General features: G+C 73.5%; 15 protein-coding genes. 7 read left to right on the forward strand and 8 right to left on the reverse strand.

Translation table 11 applies throughout. The features are described from left to right. The first annotated feature begins 39 nt into the window (after positions 1-39). Positions 40-1,068: an enoyl-CoA hydratase/isomerase family protein gene (locus AC2TEW_RS07590; protein ID WP_484622565.1), complete on the forward strand. Its 1,029-nt coding sequence runs from the start codon at positions 40-42 to the stop codon at positions 1,066-1,068. A 115-nt stretch (positions 1,069-1,183) separates the two neighbouring features. Beyond that, complete coding sequence (locus AC2TEW_RS07595) at positions 1,184-1,960, forward strand: enoyl-CoA hydratase (protein ID WP_484622566.1); 777 nt, start codon at positions 1,184-1,186, stop codon at positions 1,958-1,960. A gap of 15 nt (positions 1,961-1,975) precedes the next feature. On the opposite strand, the gene AC2TEW_RS07600 is transcribed toward AC2TEW_RS07595, so the two are convergent. Next, positions 1,976-3,766: an NAD-binding protein gene (locus AC2TEW_RS07600; protein WP_484622567.1), complete on the reverse strand. Its 1,791-nt coding sequence runs from the start codon at positions 3,764-3,766 to the stop codon at positions 1,976-1,978. Positions 3,767-3,941: 175 nt separating this feature from the next. On the opposite strand from AC2TEW_RS07600, the gene AC2TEW_RS07605 reads away from it, so the two are divergent. Next, positions 3,942-4,526 (forward strand): HdeD family acid-resistance protein, encoded by a 585-nt coding sequence (locus tag AC2TEW_RS07605; RefSeq protein ID WP_484622568.1) that lies wholly within the window; start codon positions 3,942-3,944, stop codon positions 4,524-4,526. A gap of 45 nt (positions 4,527-4,571) precedes the next feature. Here AC2TEW_RS07605 and AC2TEW_RS07610 read toward each other — a convergent pair whose 3' ends face one another. Then, complete coding sequence (locus AC2TEW_RS07610; RefSeq protein WP_484622569.1) at positions 4,572-4,871, reverse strand: antibiotic biosynthesis monooxygenase family protein; 300 nt, start codon at positions 4,869-4,871, stop codon at positions 4,572-4,574. Positions 4,872-5,018: 147 nt separating this feature from the next. Between AC2TEW_RS07610 and AC2TEW_RS07615 the strand changes: the two genes are divergently transcribed. After that, on the forward strand, positions 5,019-5,279 hold the full coding sequence (locus AC2TEW_RS07615; RefSeq protein ID WP_033820588.1) for a metallothionein: 261 nt from the start codon (positions 5,019-5,021) through the stop codon (positions 5,277-5,279). 36 nt (positions 5,280-5,315) lie between these two features. On the opposite strand, the gene AC2TEW_RS07620 is transcribed toward AC2TEW_RS07615, so the two are convergent. The 4 genes from AC2TEW_RS07620 to AC2TEW_RS07635 form a co-directional block, all read right to left on the reverse strand. Continuing rightward, entirely contained in the window at positions 5,316-6,605 is a 1,290-nt protein-coding gene (locus tag AC2TEW_RS07620; protein WP_484622570.1) for an ATP-binding protein, read from the reverse strand. 220 nt (positions 6,606-6,825) lie between these two features. Further along, positions 6,826-8,082 (reverse strand): cytochrome P450, encoded by a 1,257-nt coding sequence (locus AC2TEW_RS07625; RefSeq protein WP_484622571.1) that lies wholly within the window; start codon positions 8,080-8,082, stop codon positions 6,826-6,828. An 82-nt stretch (positions 8,083-8,164) separates the two neighbouring features. Further along, the gene (locus AC2TEW_RS07630) at positions 8,165-8,995 is read right to left on the reverse strand and encodes an EI24 domain-containing protein (RefSeq protein WP_484622572.1); all 831 of its coding nucleotides are present in this window, start codon (positions 8,993-8,995) and stop codon (positions 8,165-8,167) included. A 164-nt stretch (positions 8,996-9,159) separates the two neighbouring features. Beyond that, entirely contained in the window at positions 9,160-9,357 is a 198-nt protein-coding gene (locus AC2TEW_RS07635; RefSeq protein ID WP_484622573.1) for a hypothetical protein, read from the reverse strand. Positions 9,358-9,663: 306 nt separating this feature from the next. Between AC2TEW_RS07635 and AC2TEW_RS07640 the strand changes: the two genes are divergently transcribed. Then, positions 9,664-10,089, forward strand: a complete 426-nt coding sequence (locus AC2TEW_RS07640; protein WP_484622713.1) for a nucleoside deaminase — start codon at positions 9,664-9,666, stop codon at positions 10,087-10,089. A gap of 100 nt (positions 10,090-10,189) precedes the next feature. On the opposite strand, the gene AC2TEW_RS07645 is transcribed toward AC2TEW_RS07640, so the two are convergent. Both AC2TEW_RS07645 and AC2TEW_RS07650 read right to left on the reverse strand, forming a co-directional pair. After that, positions 10,190-12,304, reverse strand: a complete 2,115-nt coding sequence (locus tag AC2TEW_RS07645) for a hypothetical protein (RefSeq protein ID WP_484622574.1) — start codon at positions 12,302-12,304, stop codon at positions 10,190-10,192. Positions 12,305-12,491: 187 nt separating this feature from the next. Then, complete coding sequence (locus AC2TEW_RS07650) at positions 12,492-13,937, reverse strand: lipase maturation factor family protein (RefSeq protein WP_484622575.1); 1,446 nt, start codon at positions 13,935-13,937, stop codon at positions 12,492-12,494. A gap of 253 nt (positions 13,938-14,190) precedes the next feature. On the opposite strand from AC2TEW_RS07650, the gene AC2TEW_RS07655 reads away from it, so the two are divergent. After that, positions 14,191-15,147 (forward strand): EamA family transporter, encoded by a 957-nt coding sequence (locus AC2TEW_RS07655; protein WP_484622576.1) that lies wholly within the window; start codon positions 14,191-14,193, stop codon positions 15,145-15,147. Positions 15,148-15,396: 249 nt separating this feature from the next. Further along, complete coding sequence (locus AC2TEW_RS07660; RefSeq protein WP_484622577.1) at positions 15,397-16,479, forward strand: sugar ABC transporter substrate-binding protein; 1,083 nt, start codon at positions 15,397-15,399, stop codon at positions 16,477-16,479. The last annotated feature ends 27 nt before the right edge of the window (positions 16,480-16,506 follow it).

Consider the following 16,506-nt stretch of genomic DNA (forward strand, 5'->3'; position numbering starts at 1 on the left):
TGTCGGGGGCACCGACCCTCATGATCTGGAGGACCCGCGATGGACGTGCTCGTCGAGCGGGACGGCCCGGCCGGCCGTCTCACCCTCAACCGGCCGAAGGCACTCAACTCGCTGACCCACGACATGCTGCGGACCCTGCGGTCGGCGCTCGACACCTGGGCCGGGGACGACACGGTCGCCACCGTGGTGCTGACCGGCGCCGGGGAGCGCGGGCTGTGCGCCGGGGCCGACATCCGGGCCATGCACGACGACGCCAAGGCGGGCGGCGCGGGCTTCCGGCAGTTCTTCCGGGACGAGTACCTGCTGAACGAGCTGATCTCGCGCTACCCGAAGCCGTACGTCGCGGTGATGGACGGCATCACGATGGGCGGCGGCGTCGGCGTCTCCGCGCACGGCAGCCTGCGGATCGTCACCGAGCGCTCCACCGTCGCGATGCCGGAGACCAGGATCGGCCTGGTGCCGGACGTCGGCGGCAGCCGCCTGCTGGCGCTCGCCCCCGGCGAACTGGGCACCCACATCGCGCTGACGGCCGGTTCGATGACCGCCGCCGACGCCCTGCACTGCGGCTTCGCCGACCACTTCGTACCGGCCGCCGCGCTGCCCGGTCTGCTCGCCGAGCTGGCCCACCGGCCGGCCGCGGAGGCCGTCGCCGCCCACGCGGCCGCGGCGCCCGCCTCGGAACTGGCCGCGCAGCACGGCTGGATCGACCACTGCTACGCGGCCGGGACGGTGGAGGAGATCCTCGAACGGCTGGACGACAGCGGGATCCCGGAGGCGAAGCAGGCCGCCGAGGAGATCCGCGGCAAGTCCCCGACCGCGCTGAAGGTGACGCTGGCCGCACTGCGGCTGGCCCGCGGCCACCGCTCGCTGGCCGAGACGCTGGAGCAGGAGTACCGGATCTCGTGCGCGGCGCTGGACGGCCACGACCTGGTCGAGGGCATCCGCGCCCAGGTGGTCGACAAGGACCGCGACCCGCACTGGCGGCCCGCCACCCTGGCCGCGGTGGGCGCCGAGGAGGTGCGGCGGTACTTCGCCCCGGCACCCGGCGGCGGCCTCGGCATCGGGTGACCACCGTCTCAGCAGTCGAGACTGGCGCACCGGCCGGTGCGTCCGCGAAGGTATGGACGGGCAGGGCACAGCCACGGGCACAGCCACCGTCACAGCGCAGAGGGAGTCAACGACGATGACCGACTACGAGACGATCCTGGTCGACCGCAAGGGCCGGGTCGGGCTGATCACGCTCAACCGGCCGAAGGCGCTGAACGCGCTCAACACCCAGCTGATGAACGAGGTCGTGGCCGCCGCCAAGGCCTTCGACCGGGACCCGGAGATCGGCGCGCTGGTGATCACCGGCTCGGAGAAGGCGTTCGCCGCCGGGGCCGACATCAAGGAGATGCAGGACAACCGCTTCCCCGACGTCTACCTGGACGACTGGCTGGGCCCCTGGGACGAGCTGGGCCGGCTGCGCAAGCCGGTGATCGCCGCGGTCGCGGGCTACGCGCTGGGCGGCGGCTGCGAGCTGGCGATGCTGTGCGACATCCTGCTGGCCGCCGACACCGCGAAGTTCGGCCAGCCGGAGATCAAGCTCGGCGTCATCCCGGGCATCGGCGGCTCGCAGCGCCTCACCCGGGCGGTCGGCAAGGCCAAGGCGATGGAGCTGTGCCTGACCGGCCGGATGATGGACGCCGAGGAGGCCGAGCGGGCCGGGCTGGTGTCCCGGATCGTGCCCGCCGCGGACCTGCTGGGCGAGGCGATGGCCGTCGCGGAGACGGTCGCCGCGATGTCCACCCCGGCCGCGGTGATGATGAAGGAGAGCGTCAACCGGGCGTTCGAGACCACCCTCGCCGAGGGTGTCCGGTTCGAGCGCCGGATGTTCCACGCCGCCTTCGCCACCGCCGACCAGAAGGAGGGCATGGCGGCCTTCGCCGAGAAGCGCCCGCCGTCCTTCACCCACCGCTGACCCCGGCCGCCCGGGTCAACTCCCCTCCGTCTCGAGGGTGTTGATCCGGGCCAGCCCGGACCGGGTGGCGGCCACCACGATCCGGTCACCGGCTGCCAGCCGGTGCGCCCGGTCGGCGAAGTTCCACAGGTAGTCGGCCGGCCTGCGGGCCAGCCGCACCGCGAGCACCCGCACCCCGCCCTCGCTCTCGATCCGGTGGACGTCCCGCCCGACCAGCCCGTTGCCCTCCTCCGCCGCCAGCTCCGCGATCAGCAGCACGTGCCGGTAGACCGACAGGGTGCCCAGCACCTCACGGCCCATCAGCGCGGCGGCGAAGGCCGGCGCCGACAGGTACGACACCGACCGCGAGGCCACGTTGCCCAGCGTGGCGTACACATGATGGGCGAAGTCGTCGTCGAACAGGCGCACCACGATGCGGACTTCGGGCCGCACCGCGCGCGCCTCCAGAGCCGCCTCCAGGTTGGCCGCGTCATCGGTGGTGACGGCGACCACGGCCCGGCTGTACTGGACCCGGGCCCGGCGCAGCTGGCTCGCCAGCGGCGCGTCGCCGACCAGCACCGGCAGGCCGAGCGCCCGGACCGCCGCGATGCCCCGGGCCTGCGGATCGCGCTCGATGCAGACCACCGGCACCCCGGTCTCGTGCACCAGGGCGGCCACCCGGGTCCCGACGTTGCCGAGGCCCACCACCACCACGTGGTCCCTGGTCCGGGAGCCCGGCGCCCTCGGCAGCCCGCGCCGGCCGGTGGCCAGCATGTCGACCACGATGGCGGTCGCCACCGGCACGAAGGTGATCCCGCAGAAGGTGACCACCACCTGGGCCAGCCGCACCCACGGCCCGCCCGGGGTGTCCAGGCCCGGCTGGTCCGGCTGCGCCGCGCCGGCCAGGTCGAGCAGCGTGAAGTACACCGCCCAGCCGAGGCTGCCGCCGTAGTGCCAGATCACGTAGCCGCCGAGCAGCACGGCGGCCAGCGCGGTGGTCAGCACCAGCCGCAGACGGACGCTGGTGAAGTACCGCAGGACGTCCTGCAGCCACCAGCGGGCCCGCTTCCACCAGGGGATCCGCACCGGCGGCTCGCTGGTCAGGGCCTGCAGCACGGCGACCTCGCCGTGGTCCTCGGCGGCGTCCGGCGCGGCCGGGGAACCGAGCTGGATCGGCCCCTCGGAGCCCAGCCGGCGGGCCAGCGCGATGAACTCGGCGGCGCGGCCGCCGGTGTCCGGCAGCAGCCGCAGCCGGCTCAGGTCCTGCCGGTCGATCCGGTCGGCGACCAGGCAGATCTGGCTGCTGTCGATCTCCTGGCCGTACGCGACGTACAGGTAGCGGTCGCCGACCCGGACCGAACCCGGCCGCCCGAGCGCGCCGTTGGCGAAGGCCGGCGCGGCGGTCGCCGAGCCGGACAGCGCCGCACAGTTGGCCAGCAGCTTCTCCAGGTGTTCGCCGAGCCGCTGGTTGAACATCCGCAGCACGATCCGGATGCCGGGATTGCGGCCCTGCGCGGTCAGCGCGGCGTGGATGTTCTCCTGGTCGGTGCCGTCCATCAGGGCGACCCCCCGTGCACCGTCCACCCCGGCGGCGCGCAGCGCCTCCTCGGAGACGGTGCTGAACTCCAGCACCTCCGCGACGCCCGGCAGCTGCTCGATCCGCGGCCCGTGGTCGCGCCCGCGGTCCGGCACCAGCGCCACCACCGGCACCTCGTAGTGCTCGATCAGCTCCACGATCAGCCGGTGCGCCAGCGCGTTGCCGCCGCAGACGATGTAGTGCCCGGCCAACGGCCCGGTCCGAGGGTCCCCCTGCCCTGCCTCCGTCATGGGACCGGATTCTACGTCCCCCGAATGGCGTAGCGGTTGGACAGCACATGACTGACGGACCATCACCGGTGGTCCTGACGGATCATCCGGACGGCCGAACGGGACGCGCGGGCCGCCCGGACCGGCCGGGAGAGTGGGAAGGGTCCCCTCCCTCCGCCCGTCAGGAGCCCCGCCGATGGCCGCCCCCTACACCCCGACCGAGGGTCCCCTCCAACAGCTGGCCAAGGCCGCCTGGCAGGCGGTGCTGGCGGCCGGACTCGCCTCGCTCGCCCTCGGCGTGATCGTCCTGGTCTGGCCGAAGCAGACCCTGTGGGTGGTCGGCGTGCTGTTCGGCATCTACCTGCTGGTGATCGGGGTCTTCCAGCTGGTCGCCGCGTTCGGCACGCACCGGGAGACCGCGCTGCGGGTGCTGGCCTTCATCAGCGGCGCCCTGTGCGTACTCCTCGGGCTGCTCTGCTTCCGGGACGCGGTGCGCACCCTGGTCCTGCTGGGCATCTGGATCGGCATCGGCTGGCTGTTCCGCGGGATCACCCAGCTGGTCGCGGCCGGTTCCGACCCGGCGATGCCCGCCCGCGGCTGGCAGATCTTCGCCGGGATCCTGAACGTGGCGGCCGGGGTGCTGCTGATGATCTGGCCGGTGCACTCCGTCACCGCACTGGCCATCCTGGCGGGCTGCGGGCTGGTGGTGCTGGGCGTGGTGGAGACCGTCACCGCGCTGCAGCTGCGCAGCCGGGCCCGCGAGCTGCCGACCGGGGTCTGACCGGGATCCGACCGGGTCCGGCCGGCGTCCGACCCCGGCAGGACCTCAGGGGAACGGGTGGTAGTGGGCGACCGTGGGCGGGTGCTCCAGGTAGTTCAGCTCGCCCTCGGCCCAGACCGGCCGGATCCGCCACATCCGGCCGGCGTAGGCGAAGAGCGCGTCCTCGCCCTCCCAGCGCGTGATCATCAGCACCCGGTGGTCGCCCTCGACCACCGCGCGCATCAGCTCACCGCCGAGGCAGCCGTCGGTGGCGAGGATCTGCGGCAGCACCTCCTCCTCCAACTGGCGGCAGAACGCGTCGGCACGGCTGGGCGCCACGTGCGCCTCCCAGATTCGGACGATCATCGAGGTCTCCTCGGGCAGGGCGGCCCCCCACCTCCCAGTATCCGTTCCGCGGCGGGTCGATTTGCCGGGTGTCGCGGGCGGCCGAAGACTCGAAGGGCGCCGGCCGGTGTGCGGCCGGCGCCTAGCCGAGCAGAGGGAGTCGCGGTCATGGCGGTCTGTGTGGTGTGCAAGAACGACTACTGGCTGGCCTTCGAGATCAAAACGGTGTCCGGGGACACCTACACCTTCGACAGCTTCGAGTGCGCGATGGAGAAACTCGCGCCGCGCTGCGAGTACTGCCAGGTGCGGATCGTCGGGCACGGCGTCGAGGTGTCGGGGAAGTTCTTCTGCTGCGCCAACTGCGCCCGGCGGGACGGCGGCCTCGGCGAGCAGATCCGGGACGCGGTCGGGGTGCACCCCGGCGCCTGACCCCCGGACGCCCGCCCCGGGCGCCCGGCACCGGCCTCAGACCCGGGCGTGCGAGCCGATGTCGGCGGTGAACTCCTCGGTCATCGCGGGGGTCACCGTCGGACGGCACTGGGCGATCGCCGCCAGGTGGTCCGCGGTGGTGGCGCCCGCCGTCCCGGCACCGTCACCGCCTGCGAGGTCCCGCTCGAAGGCGGTCTGGGCGGCGATCCGCGCCGCGTGCTCGATGTCGGCGGGGGTGAACAGCTCGCTCGCCGCCACCAGCACGTCGAGGTCCACGTCCTGGCCGGCCGTGGCGTAGCGCGACCAGATGGCGGCCCGCGCGGCGGTGTCCGGGGTGCCGATCGGGATCAGGTAGTCGAAGCGGCCCGGGCGCAGGAACGCGGAGTCCAGCGAGCGGATCGAGTTGGTCGCGCAGACCAGCAGCCGCTCCTCGCCCTCGCGGAAGCCCGGGATCAGCTTGAGCAGCTCGTTGGTCACCCCGTGCATCCCGCCCGCGACGCCCTCGGTCCTGGTCGGGGCGATCTCCTCGACCTCGTCGATGAAGACCAGCACCCGTTCCAGCTGGGCGATCCGGGCGAAGGCGGACCGCAGGGCGGCGGCGAGGTTGCCCTCGTCGGCGAGCCGGGACGGCAGCAGCTCCACGAACGGCCAGCCGAGGCGGGAGGCGACAGCCCGCGCGAAGGTCGTCTTGCCGGTGCCGGGCGGCCCGAACAGCGCGATCGCGCGCGGCGGCCGCACCCCGTGCCGGGCGGCCCGCTCGGGCTCCGCCAGCGGGAGCACCACCCGCCGCTCGATCAGGGTCTTCTCGGCCTCCATGCCGGCCACCTTGTCCCACAGGTCGCCCGGCAGCAGCCGCCCGCCGAGCTCCTCCAGCAGACCCGCCGCCGGACCGGCCGCGGGCTCGGTCTTCTCGAAGTACGCGACCGCCGGACGGCGGGCGTACCCGGCGTTGCGCAGCCCCTCGCCGAGCAGCTCCTCCTCCGGCAGCACGTACGCGATCCGGCGGACATGCTGGGCGACCAGCCGCCGTTCCAGCTCGCGCAGCAGCGCGCTGGCCAGACCCCGGCCGCGCCAGGCGGGGGCGATGGCGATCCGCATCACCCAGGCCCGGTCACCGGCCAGATGGGCGAGGGCCGCGCCGATCGGCACGCCCCGGCTGACCGCGACCACCGCGGGCTGCCGGGAGGTGAGTGCGGAGATGCACTCGGCCAGCGAGAACACCGACTCCTGGCCCAGCTCGGCGGTGGTGTCGATCAGATGGACGACCGCCGCCAGGTCGTCCTCGCGGTAGTCGTGAATCAGCCAGTCGGGCGTGGAACGGTGCACCGCAGCCGCCTCTCCTCGTTCGTGGTCCCGGAACGGTAGGACGCACGGCGGGGCGGTGGCGCGCACCGGTTCGGACAACCGGCGCGGCACAACCGTACGAAGCGGGGGTGGCCGCCCGGGCGGGCGGTGTGAAGCAGCGCCTCGGACGGGTGGGGTGAAGTGACCGCTCAGGCAGGCGGGGTGAGGTGGCGGTTCAAGCGGGCGGGGTGAAGGTGGCGGATCAGGCGGGCGGGGTGAAGGTGAAGCGCAGCGACCTGACGCGGTGGTCGAAGCTGGACGGGACCAGCTCCGGCTCACCCGCCGAGCGGACGTCCGGGAGCCGGGTGAACAGCTCGCGGTACAGCGCCTTCATCTCCTGCCGGGCGAGGTGGGCGCCGAGACAGAAGTGCGGGCCGCCGCCGCCGAACCCCAGGTGCGGGTTGGGCGACCGGGTGATGTCGAAGGCCTCCGGATCGGTGAAGACGGCCTCGTCGCGGTTGGCCGAACCGAAGAACAGCACCACCTTGTCGCCCGCGGCCAGCGGCGCGCCGTTGAGCACGTGGTCGGCGGCCAGGGTGCGGCGGAACTGGATGATCGGGGTGCTGTGCCGGACGATCTCCTCCACCGCGCCGCCGAGCCGGCCGTCGAGATCGGCAGTCAGCAGGGCGCGTTGCTCCGGGTGCTCGGTCAGCAGGTGCAGTCCGTGGGCGAGCGCGTTGCGGGTGGTCTCCACCCCGGCCACCAGCAGCAACGAGAAGAAGGCGCCCAGCTCACGGGAGTTGAGGCGGCGGCCGTCCACGTCCGCGGTGACCAGCGCCGAGATCAGGTCGTCGGCCGGGTGACGGCGGCGCTCCCGTCCGAGCGCGGCGATCACCCCCTGCATCCGGGCCAGCGCCCGCAGGCCCCGGCCGGGCACCCGGATCCGGCTGCGGGCCACCCCGGTGTGCTCGGAGGCGTGGTTGACCTGCGCCAGGATCTCCCGGCGCTGGCGCTCGGGAATGCCCATCATGTTGCAGATCACCTGGTACGGGAGTTCGGCGGCGACCGCGGTGACGAAATCCTGCGGCCGGTGCTCGACCACGTCGTCGACGATCCGCGCGGCCACCGCCCGGATGTCGTCCTCGACCCGGGCGATCAGCCGCGGGGTGAACGCACGCGACACGATCCGGCGCAGGTCGGCGTGGCGCGGATCGTCCAGGTTGACCATCGAGTCGCCGAACACCGCCCGCACCCAGCGGGCCGGCTCCGGCGTGGTCACCCCGGGCCCGCTCAGGAACACGTCCGGCGTCCGGCTGGCCGCCACCACATCGGCGTGCCGGACCAGCGCGTGGAAGGCGCGGCCGGTGGCCCGGTCGGTGAAGACCGCCGGGCGCTCCAGGGCGCGCAGCCGGGCGAACGCCTCGGACCGCTCGGCGGCCGGCCGCCGCCAGAACGCCGGATCGGCCAGATCGGTCGGATCGGTCCCGGACGGGAAATCGGTGCGCACCGGTGCACTCATGAGGAGATTTATCGTGCACCGGCGGACGCACTGTCAAATTGCCTGGGAATTCGAATAATTGGCCGCGCCTGCTATTCCCGTCCTATTCCTTGGAGAAATCGATCGGCCGTTCCGCGACCGTCCCGGGCCCGTTCCCCAAGTCGTCCGCCGGCTCGCCCTCGGGCTCGTCCTCGGACTCCGGCGCGGCCAGCTCCCGGCCCAGCAGGGTGGCGCCGGCCACCGCGCCGGGCATCGCCAGCACCGTCACGAAGGGCACCAGGAACAGCAGCGTCACGCCGACCCCGAAGCCCAGTGCCAGCGGCATCCGGCGGCGCAGCAGCCGCAGCCGCTCGCGCTGGCCGATCCCCCGGCGCTGCAGCGCGACCGCCGACAGTTCGGCGGTCAGGTAGTACCCGGACACGCAGACCCCGAGCACCGGCACCACGGTCTGGCCCACCACCGGGATGAACCCGGCGGCGAACAGCAGCAACCCGAAGCCCGCCACCCGCAGCAGCACCTGGAGACTGTCGCGGGCCGACACCAGCAGCTCGCGCCAGAGCGGCACGTCCGGCGCCGGCGGGGCGCCGCCCTCGCTCGCGTCCACCTTCTCGCACAGCGACTCGTAGAACGGCTGCCCGACCAGCAGCGTCACCGCCGTGAACGTCACCAGCGCCAGCAGCCCGCCGCCGGCCACCAGAGCCACCACCACCAGACCGCGCAGCAGTCCCTGCCAGGGCGAGGTCCAGTGGTCGGCGAACGGCGTCGCCCAGTCGGCCACGTCACCCGACCACACCACCAGCGCAGCCAGCGCCGCCACGTACCCGACCAGCGTGATCAGCGCGGGAATCATCCCGAACCCCCACCACCGGCCGTGCCGCGCCACCCAGCGCTGCCCCTGGAACAGATAGCCGACCCCCGCCGCAAAATCTCGCATGTCCGCAGCCTACGGGGGTCGGGACGGCCGCCATCCGGCGGATCCCGGGGCGGGCTCCGGCGGTGAGGACCTGACGGATCGGGTGGCGGCGGTGCGGCGGGGCCGTGGCGGAGCGGCCAAGCGGGCCGGAGCGGCGGGCCATGGCGGAGCGGTGCGGCGCGGGTTCAGCCGCGGGCGGCGGGACCCGGGTACGGGAAGGCGCGGCTGACGGCCAGCCACCGGGCGAGGTCGCCGGCGGCGCCCGCCCGGGGCAGCCGGAGCAGGTCGCGCGGGTCGACCGAGCCGTTGCGGACGGACGTACGAGCGGTGGTCGTGGTGCGCGGAACGGCCGCTGCTCCGAGGGGAGTCCGCGGTCCGCGCATCGCTCCGGGGTACGGGTCGGCCGCATGGCCGACGAGGGTCACGGCGCCGACCGGGCCCGTACGTCGTGCCCGGACGCCGGGCGCCGTGGGCGGCGCGCGGCCAATCCAACCCGTCGGACCTTGCCGCCCCGTGGCGCGGTGTGACACCCGCGTGAATTCCGCGCGAACGGACGGCCGGGCCGGGTCGCCGGTGCGGCGCGGGCGGCCGCCCGGCCCGGGGCGCGAAGATGAGGTGTGGGGCGGCCCGGGCGCGGGCAGGCAGGTCCGGGGCGATGAAGGCGGTGAGCGGCGGTGGACATCGGACGGATGCTGGCGGTGGCGGTCGAGGAGGCCAGGGCCGGGCTCGCCGAGGGCGGGATCCCGATCGGCGCCGCACTGTTCGGGGCGGACGGGGAGTTGCTCGGGCGCGGCCGCAACCGCCGGGTGCAGGACGGTGATCCGTCGATGCACGCCGAGACGGCCGCCTTCCGGGCCGCCGGCCGGCTGCGCGGCTACCGGCGCACCACGATGGTCACCACCCTCGCGCCGTGCTGGTACTGCTCCGGGCTGGTCCGGCAGTTCGGCATCGGTCAGGTGGTGATCGGCGAGGCCAGGACCTTCGACGGCGGCCAGGCGTGGCTGGCCGAGCACGGGGTCGGCATCACGGTGCTGGACGACCCCGAGTGCGTCCGGATGATGAGCGGCTTCATCACCGCGCGGCCGGACCTGTGGTCCGAGGACATCGGCGAGTGACCGTCCACCCGTAGGGACGACCGTGCCCGCCCGGGCGGCGATCACCCGGGCGGGCACGGTCAGGACCAGCGGGAACGGCCTACGGCCGACGGCCTTCGGATCAGGCGCGAGCCTCGGTGACGGCGGCGCCCAGCGCCTCCTTGATCCGGGGCCCGAGCCGGGCGAAGCCCAGCTCCTTCATCGCGGCCCGCAGCAGCTCGTCGTCCGAGCGCTCCACACCGTCGGTGTCGATCCAGCGGACCAGCGCGGTCAGCTCGGCGGCGGAGTACGCGGTGACGGCACGGCCGGGCGTGAGCTCCGGCTTCTCCGGCCGCCCGGCCTGGTCGTTCGGCTCCTCCGCCTCGACGGCAGGCTCGGCCTCAACTACGGGCTCCGCCGCCACGACGGGCTCGACGTCGGCGACGGGCTCGGCCACCGGATCGGCCTCAACCTCGGCGACAAGCTCAACCTCGGCCTGGACCTCGACGACCGGCTCCGCCTCGGCGGCAGGCTCTGCCTCGACAGGCGCCTCGACGACCTCGGCCACCGGCTCGGCCTCAACCTCGGCGACGGGCTCAGCCTCGGCCTGGACCTCGACGGCAGGCTCAGCCTCGACAGCCGGCGCAGCCTCAGCGACCGGCTCGGCCTCGGTGGCCTCAGCGACCGGCTCAACCTCAGCCTCGGTGGCAACCTCGGCCTCGAGCTCAACCTCGGCGGCCTCAACAACCGGCTCAGCCTCGACCTCGGCGACGAGCTCGACCTCGGCCTCGACCGCCTCGGGCTCAACCTCGGCCACCGGCTCAGCAACGGCCTCGGCCTCGACCACCGGCACAGCCTCCACGACGGGCTCAACCTCAGCAACCTCCGCCACCGGCGCAGCGTCCGCGACGGGCTCGACCTCGGCGGCCTCGACCACCAGCTCAGCCTCGACCTCGGCGACGAGCTCGACCTCAGCCTCGACCGCCTCGGGCTCAACCTCGGCCACCGGCTCAGCAACGGCCTCGGCCTCGACCACCGGCACAGCCTCCACGGCAGGCTCGGCCTCGGCGGCCTCGACCACCGGCTCAGCCTCAACCTCGGCGACGAGCTCGACCTCAGCCTCAACCGCCTCGGGCTCAACCTCGGCCACCGGCTCAGCAACGGCCTCGGCCTCGACCACCGGCGCAGCCTCAGCCTCGGCCTCGGCGACCGGCTCAGCGTCAACAGCCGTCTCAACGGCCTCGGCGCCGGCCTCGGCATCGGCCGCGACCTCGTCGTCCGCCTCCGCCGGTGTGTCCTCGCCGTCCCGCGGCCCCGCCGCGAGTGCCTGCCGGGCCGTCTGCTCGTCGGTGCCGACGTGGCGGTCGTAGGCGGCGAGCGCCGCCTCGCGGTCGGCCTGGCGCTCGGTGAGCTCGGTGAGCAGGGGCTCCAGGTCGGCCGCAGCCAGCTCCTCGCGCAGGGCGCGGAGGGCGGGCAGGCGGTAGAGGGTGCCCTCGTCGGCGGCCAGGCGGTCGACGAGGTCGGCGAGTTCGCCGAGCGGCAGGGCCGGCAGGTCGCGCTCGGGCAGCAGGCGGCCGAGCGAGCGGACGGCGGTGCCGAGGGATTCGACGGCCTGCGCGGTCTCGGTGATCAGGGTGCCGCCGACCGGGACGACCGGCTTGGCGGTGCTCGCGTCCTCGGACAGGGCCGCCCAGTCGGTGCGGACCGCGGCGGCGGCCAGCAGCGCGGCGTGCAGGTCGGTCCGGCTGGTGCGGCCGCCGACGGTGAGGCCCTTGGCCTTGGACCGCAGCGACCAGCGGCGCCCGAGCGGCAGGCTGATGCCCTGCTGCTTGCGCCAACGGCCGTCCGCGGTGGCCGCGGTGAGCTGGTCCAGGTCGGCGTCGTAGGCGTCGGCGCTGAGGGTGCCGGAGGTGCGCTGGACCCGCTGGAAGAGGTCGAGCAGCAGGTCGAGGCCGTTCAGGGTGTCGGGGATGTTCAGTCCGGCCTTGGCGGCGAGTCCGGTGACTGCCGCGCCGACGGCGCGGATGTCTCCGTTGCGCAGCTCGGCCAGCACGGTGGAGGCGGCGCGGGCGTCCTCCGCTCCGGCGACGTGGTCTGCGGCCTCGATCCAGGGGTTGGTGTCGGTGGTCAGGGTGAAGCCACCCTGCTCGGCGTACCGACCGAGCTCCTCACGGGTGCTCCGGCGGCCTTCGCCGTCGGGGGTCTCCGCTGGGGCCGGCACCGTGGCGTCGGCGTCGTTCAGAAAGCGCACTGTCATGGCTGGTCCGGTTCTGGCGGGGGGCTGGCGGGGAACGTTCGGCGGTGTCGGGGCGTCGCGAGCAGCCCGGCTCGCGCGGCGCGGGAGGCCAGGATACGGGTGAGCGTTCGAGGCACGCACGCACCGGGGCCCTTATAACTCCCCGCGCCGCCGGGCGCCACCCGGACACCGGTCGTGCCGGGCGGGTTCACCGGTGCCGCCGGGGCAGCAGGTGGGCGACGTCGTGACGGCTCACCGGGCGGAGGTAGTCGCGGACCGGGGTGCGGTGCCACCAGTCCCCGGTGGCCCGGCGTTCGCTCCAGGAGGTGAACCGGTAGCGGTAGAGCCGTGCCCGGACGAAGGTGGGCGGCGCGCCGGGGAACGGGTTGTCGCGCAGCAGGGCGAGGGTGTCGCGGTCGTTGACCAGGAGTCTGGCCACGAAGGAGTCGAACCAGGGCCCGGCGTAGGCGGGTGAGATCGCGGCGAACCACATCAGCCAGTCGAGCCGCAGGTGGTACGGCGCGAACTGACGGGGCATCCTGCCGGGCTCGGTGGGTTTGCCCTTGAAGCCGTACTCGCGCCAGCCGGTGCCGTCCGTGACCACCGGCTCGTCGGTTCCTTCGAGCACCACCTCGTGGCGGAGTCGGCCGACCGTGCCGAACGCGCCGTACGCGTTGACCAGGTGGAGGCGGTTGAAGGAGCGGTTCATCTGCTGGTGGCGCGAGAGCAGGTTGCGGGCGGGCCAGTAGCTGAGGACGGCGATCAGCACGGTCAGGGCGATCACCAGTGCTTCGTACCAGTGCGGTTCGGCCAGGTGGCCGGGGGCGGCAGGCAGGGGGAGGTGGCGGGCGTCGACGGCGGACAGCGCGAGCGCGATGGTGAGCCAGTTCAGCCAGGCGAAGTTGCCGGAGAGCACCAGCCAGAGCTGGGTGGCGGTGATCAGGGCGCCGGCGATGCCCGCGACCGGCTGGGGCAGGAAGAGGCCGAACGGGACGGCCAGCTGGACCACGTGGTTCGCGGCCGCCTCGACGCGGTGCAGCGGCCGGGGCAGGTGGTGGAAGAACCAGCTGAGCGGGCCGGGCATCGGCTGGGTCTCGTGGTGGTAGTAGAGGCAGGTGAGGTCGCGCCAGCAGCGGTCGCCGCGCCATTTGATCAGTCCGGCGCCGAACTCGACCCGGAACAGCAGCCAGCGCAGCAGCCACATGCCGAGGACCGGCGGGGCGGTGTCGTCGTTGCCGAGGAAGACGGCCAGGAAGCCGGTCTCCAGCAGCAGGGACTCCCAGCCGAAGGCGTACCAGGTCTGGCCGACGTTGACGATGGAGAGGTAGAGCACCCACGGGACCGCCCAGAGCAGCATCGCGGCCCAGAGCGGCACCAGGTCGTCGGCGCCGGCGAGCAGGGCGGCGGTGACCGCGGCGCCGGTCCAGCAGACGGCGGCGAAGGCCCGGTCCGAGTAGTGCAGGTGGAACAGTCCGGGGGCCCGGCGGGCGGGGACGCGGGCGGTGAAGCGGGGCACCGGGAGCATGCCGTGTTCGCCGATCAGGGCGCGGAACTGGGCGACGGCGGTGAGGAAGGCGGTCAGGTAGACGGCTGCCAGCAGCCGCTGGAAGACCTCCCGGGCGAACCAGTACTCGGGTGCCGCGAACCAGTCCACCCGCACCTCTCCTCGGATCGGCCCCGCCGGGACGGCTCCCATCCGTACCACCCGCTCGCGCCGTCGCGCGGGGCGGGCGCACCCCGGCCGGGCGGCGTTCATCCGGTCGGCGCACCCGGCCGGCGGCGCCGGGTCCGCGGCGCCGGGGCCACGGGAACGGGCGAGCTGCGACGGGGGCTGCGTGTACGTCCGGCCGTGGATGTGGTCTCATACCCGCGCAGGGACCCAACAGGACCAAACTCGGGAGTCGCACATGTCATCCTCGGTTCCGCAGCGGCCGGCGGACACCCTCGCCCCCGGGTCGACCGTCGCCGCCCCGGTCGGGGCGCCCCGGATCGGCGGGGCGGTGTGGGCGGCGCTCGGCATCGTGTACGTGGTGTGGGGCTCCACCTACCTGGCCATCCGGGTGGTGGTGGAGACCATGCCGCCGCTCCTCTCGGCGAGTGCCAGGTTCTCCGCCGCGGCGCCGCTGCTGGCGCTGCTGCTCATCTGGCGCCAGGGGGTGGGCGCGCTGCGGGTGACCCGGCGCCAGCTCGCCTCGGCGGCGCTGGTCGGCGTGCTGCTACTGGTCGGCGGCAACGGACTGGTGGTCCTGGCGGAGCGCTCGGTGCCGTCCGGGATGGCCGCGCTGCTGGTGGCCAGCGTGCCGCTGTGGGTGGTGGTGCTGAACCTGGCCGGCGGCCGGCGCCCGGCAGTGGCGACGCTGGCCGGGGTGCTGCTCGGACTGGCCGGCCTGGCGGTGCTGACCTCGCCCGGGCTGAGCGGCCGGGTGAAGCTCGCCGGCCTGCTGTCGGTCGTGCTCGGGGCGCTGATCTGGGCCTTCGGCTCGTTCCTGGCGGGCCGGCTGGAGATGCCGGCCAATGCGATGGCGGCCAGCGTGTACGAGATGGCGGCCGCGGGCCTGGGCGCCGGACTGCTCGCGGTGGTGCGGCACGAACCGCAGCACTTCGACCCGGCCGCCGTCTCCGGCCGCTCCTGGGCCGCACTGGCCTACCTGGTCGTCTTCGGTTCGCTGATCGCCTTCACGGCGTACGCCTGGCTGCTCCAGCGCGCGCCGCTGTCGCTGGTGGCGACGTACGCGTACGTCAACCCGGTGGTGGCCGTGCTGCTGGGGTGGCTGGTCCTGGCCGAGCCGCTGACCTGGCCGGTCCTGCTGGGCGGCGCGATCGTGGTGAGCGGGGTCTTCCTGGTGGTCCGGGCCGAACGGTAGCGGGGCCCGGCTCGGGGCCCGGCTCCCCTTCGGGTGGGGGGAGTTGGGCACCTGCCTTGAAGGCTTGACCTATCCGAATTCCAGGGCCGGACGTCTCCGCAGGTCACGGGGGAAGATCATTCAAGAATGTAACGACTTGGTCGACATTGTAAGTGGGATGCTTTAATTATTGACGTCACATCGGGGTGCCAGCTTGACTCCCCTTCACTCGCCGCAGGCTGCGGCGCTGTCAGGGAGGCACCACCCACCATGAACGCAATGACGCGTCGCCTGCTCGTCGGCACGGCCGCTGTGTCGATGACGCTGTCGCTCGCCGCCTGCGGCTCGAGCGGCTCCACGCCGTCCGCCGGCGCCAACAAGACCATCGGTCTCCTGCTGCCCGAGCGCGCCTCGTCGACCCGCTACGACACCTTCGACAAGCCGCTGATCGAGTCCTCGATCAGCGGCCTGTGCACCAAGTGCACCGTCGACTACGCCAACGCCGACGGCGACGAGGGCACCCAGAAGCAGCAGTTCGACGACATGCTGGCGCGGGGCGTCAAGGTCATCCTGCTGGACGCGGTCAACGCCAAGATCACCGCCCCCTGGGTCGACGCGGCCGCCAAGAAGGGCGCCAAGGTCATCGCGTACGACCGCCTGGCCTCGGGCAACGTCGCCGCGTACGTCTCCTTCGACAACAAGCGCACCGGCGAGCTCCAGGGCCAGGCCCTGGTCGAGGCGCTCGGCAACAAGGCCGCCAATGCGCAGGTCGTCATGGTCAACGGCGCGGAGAGCGACCCGAACGCCGCCGACTTCAAGGCCGGCGCCCACAAGTCGCTCGACGGCAAGGTCAAGGGCATCGTCTACGAGCAGTCCGGTGAGTGGAAGCCCGAGGTGGCGGCCGCCAAGATGACCGAGGCCATCGGCAAGCTCGGCAAGAACGGCTTCCAGGCCGTCTACTCCGCCAACGACGGCATGGCGGCGTCCATCATCGAGACCCTGAAGAAGGCCGGCCTCGAGAACATCCCGGTCGGCGGCCAGGACGCCTCCCTGGACGCCATCCAGCGGGTGCTCACCGGCGAGCAGGCCTACACGATCTTCAAGCCGTACGCGCCGGAGACCGACGCCGCCGCCAACATCGCGGTCTACCTGGTCAAGGGCCTGGACGTGACCACCGTCGCGACCGCCATGACCGACAGCAACGGCGCCCAGATCCCGTCGATGCTGCTCAGCCCGATCGTCGTCACCAAGCAGCGGATCAACGACACGGTGATCGCCGGCGGCCTCTACACCGCCGCCCAGATCTGCGACCCCGCGCACGCGGCGGCCTGCAAGGCAGCCGGGATCCAGTAACCGTCCCGGCCGCCACCACCGGCCGCC

It is taken from the genome of Kitasatospora sp. NEAU-CNBT7 (genome assembly GCF_057220535.1).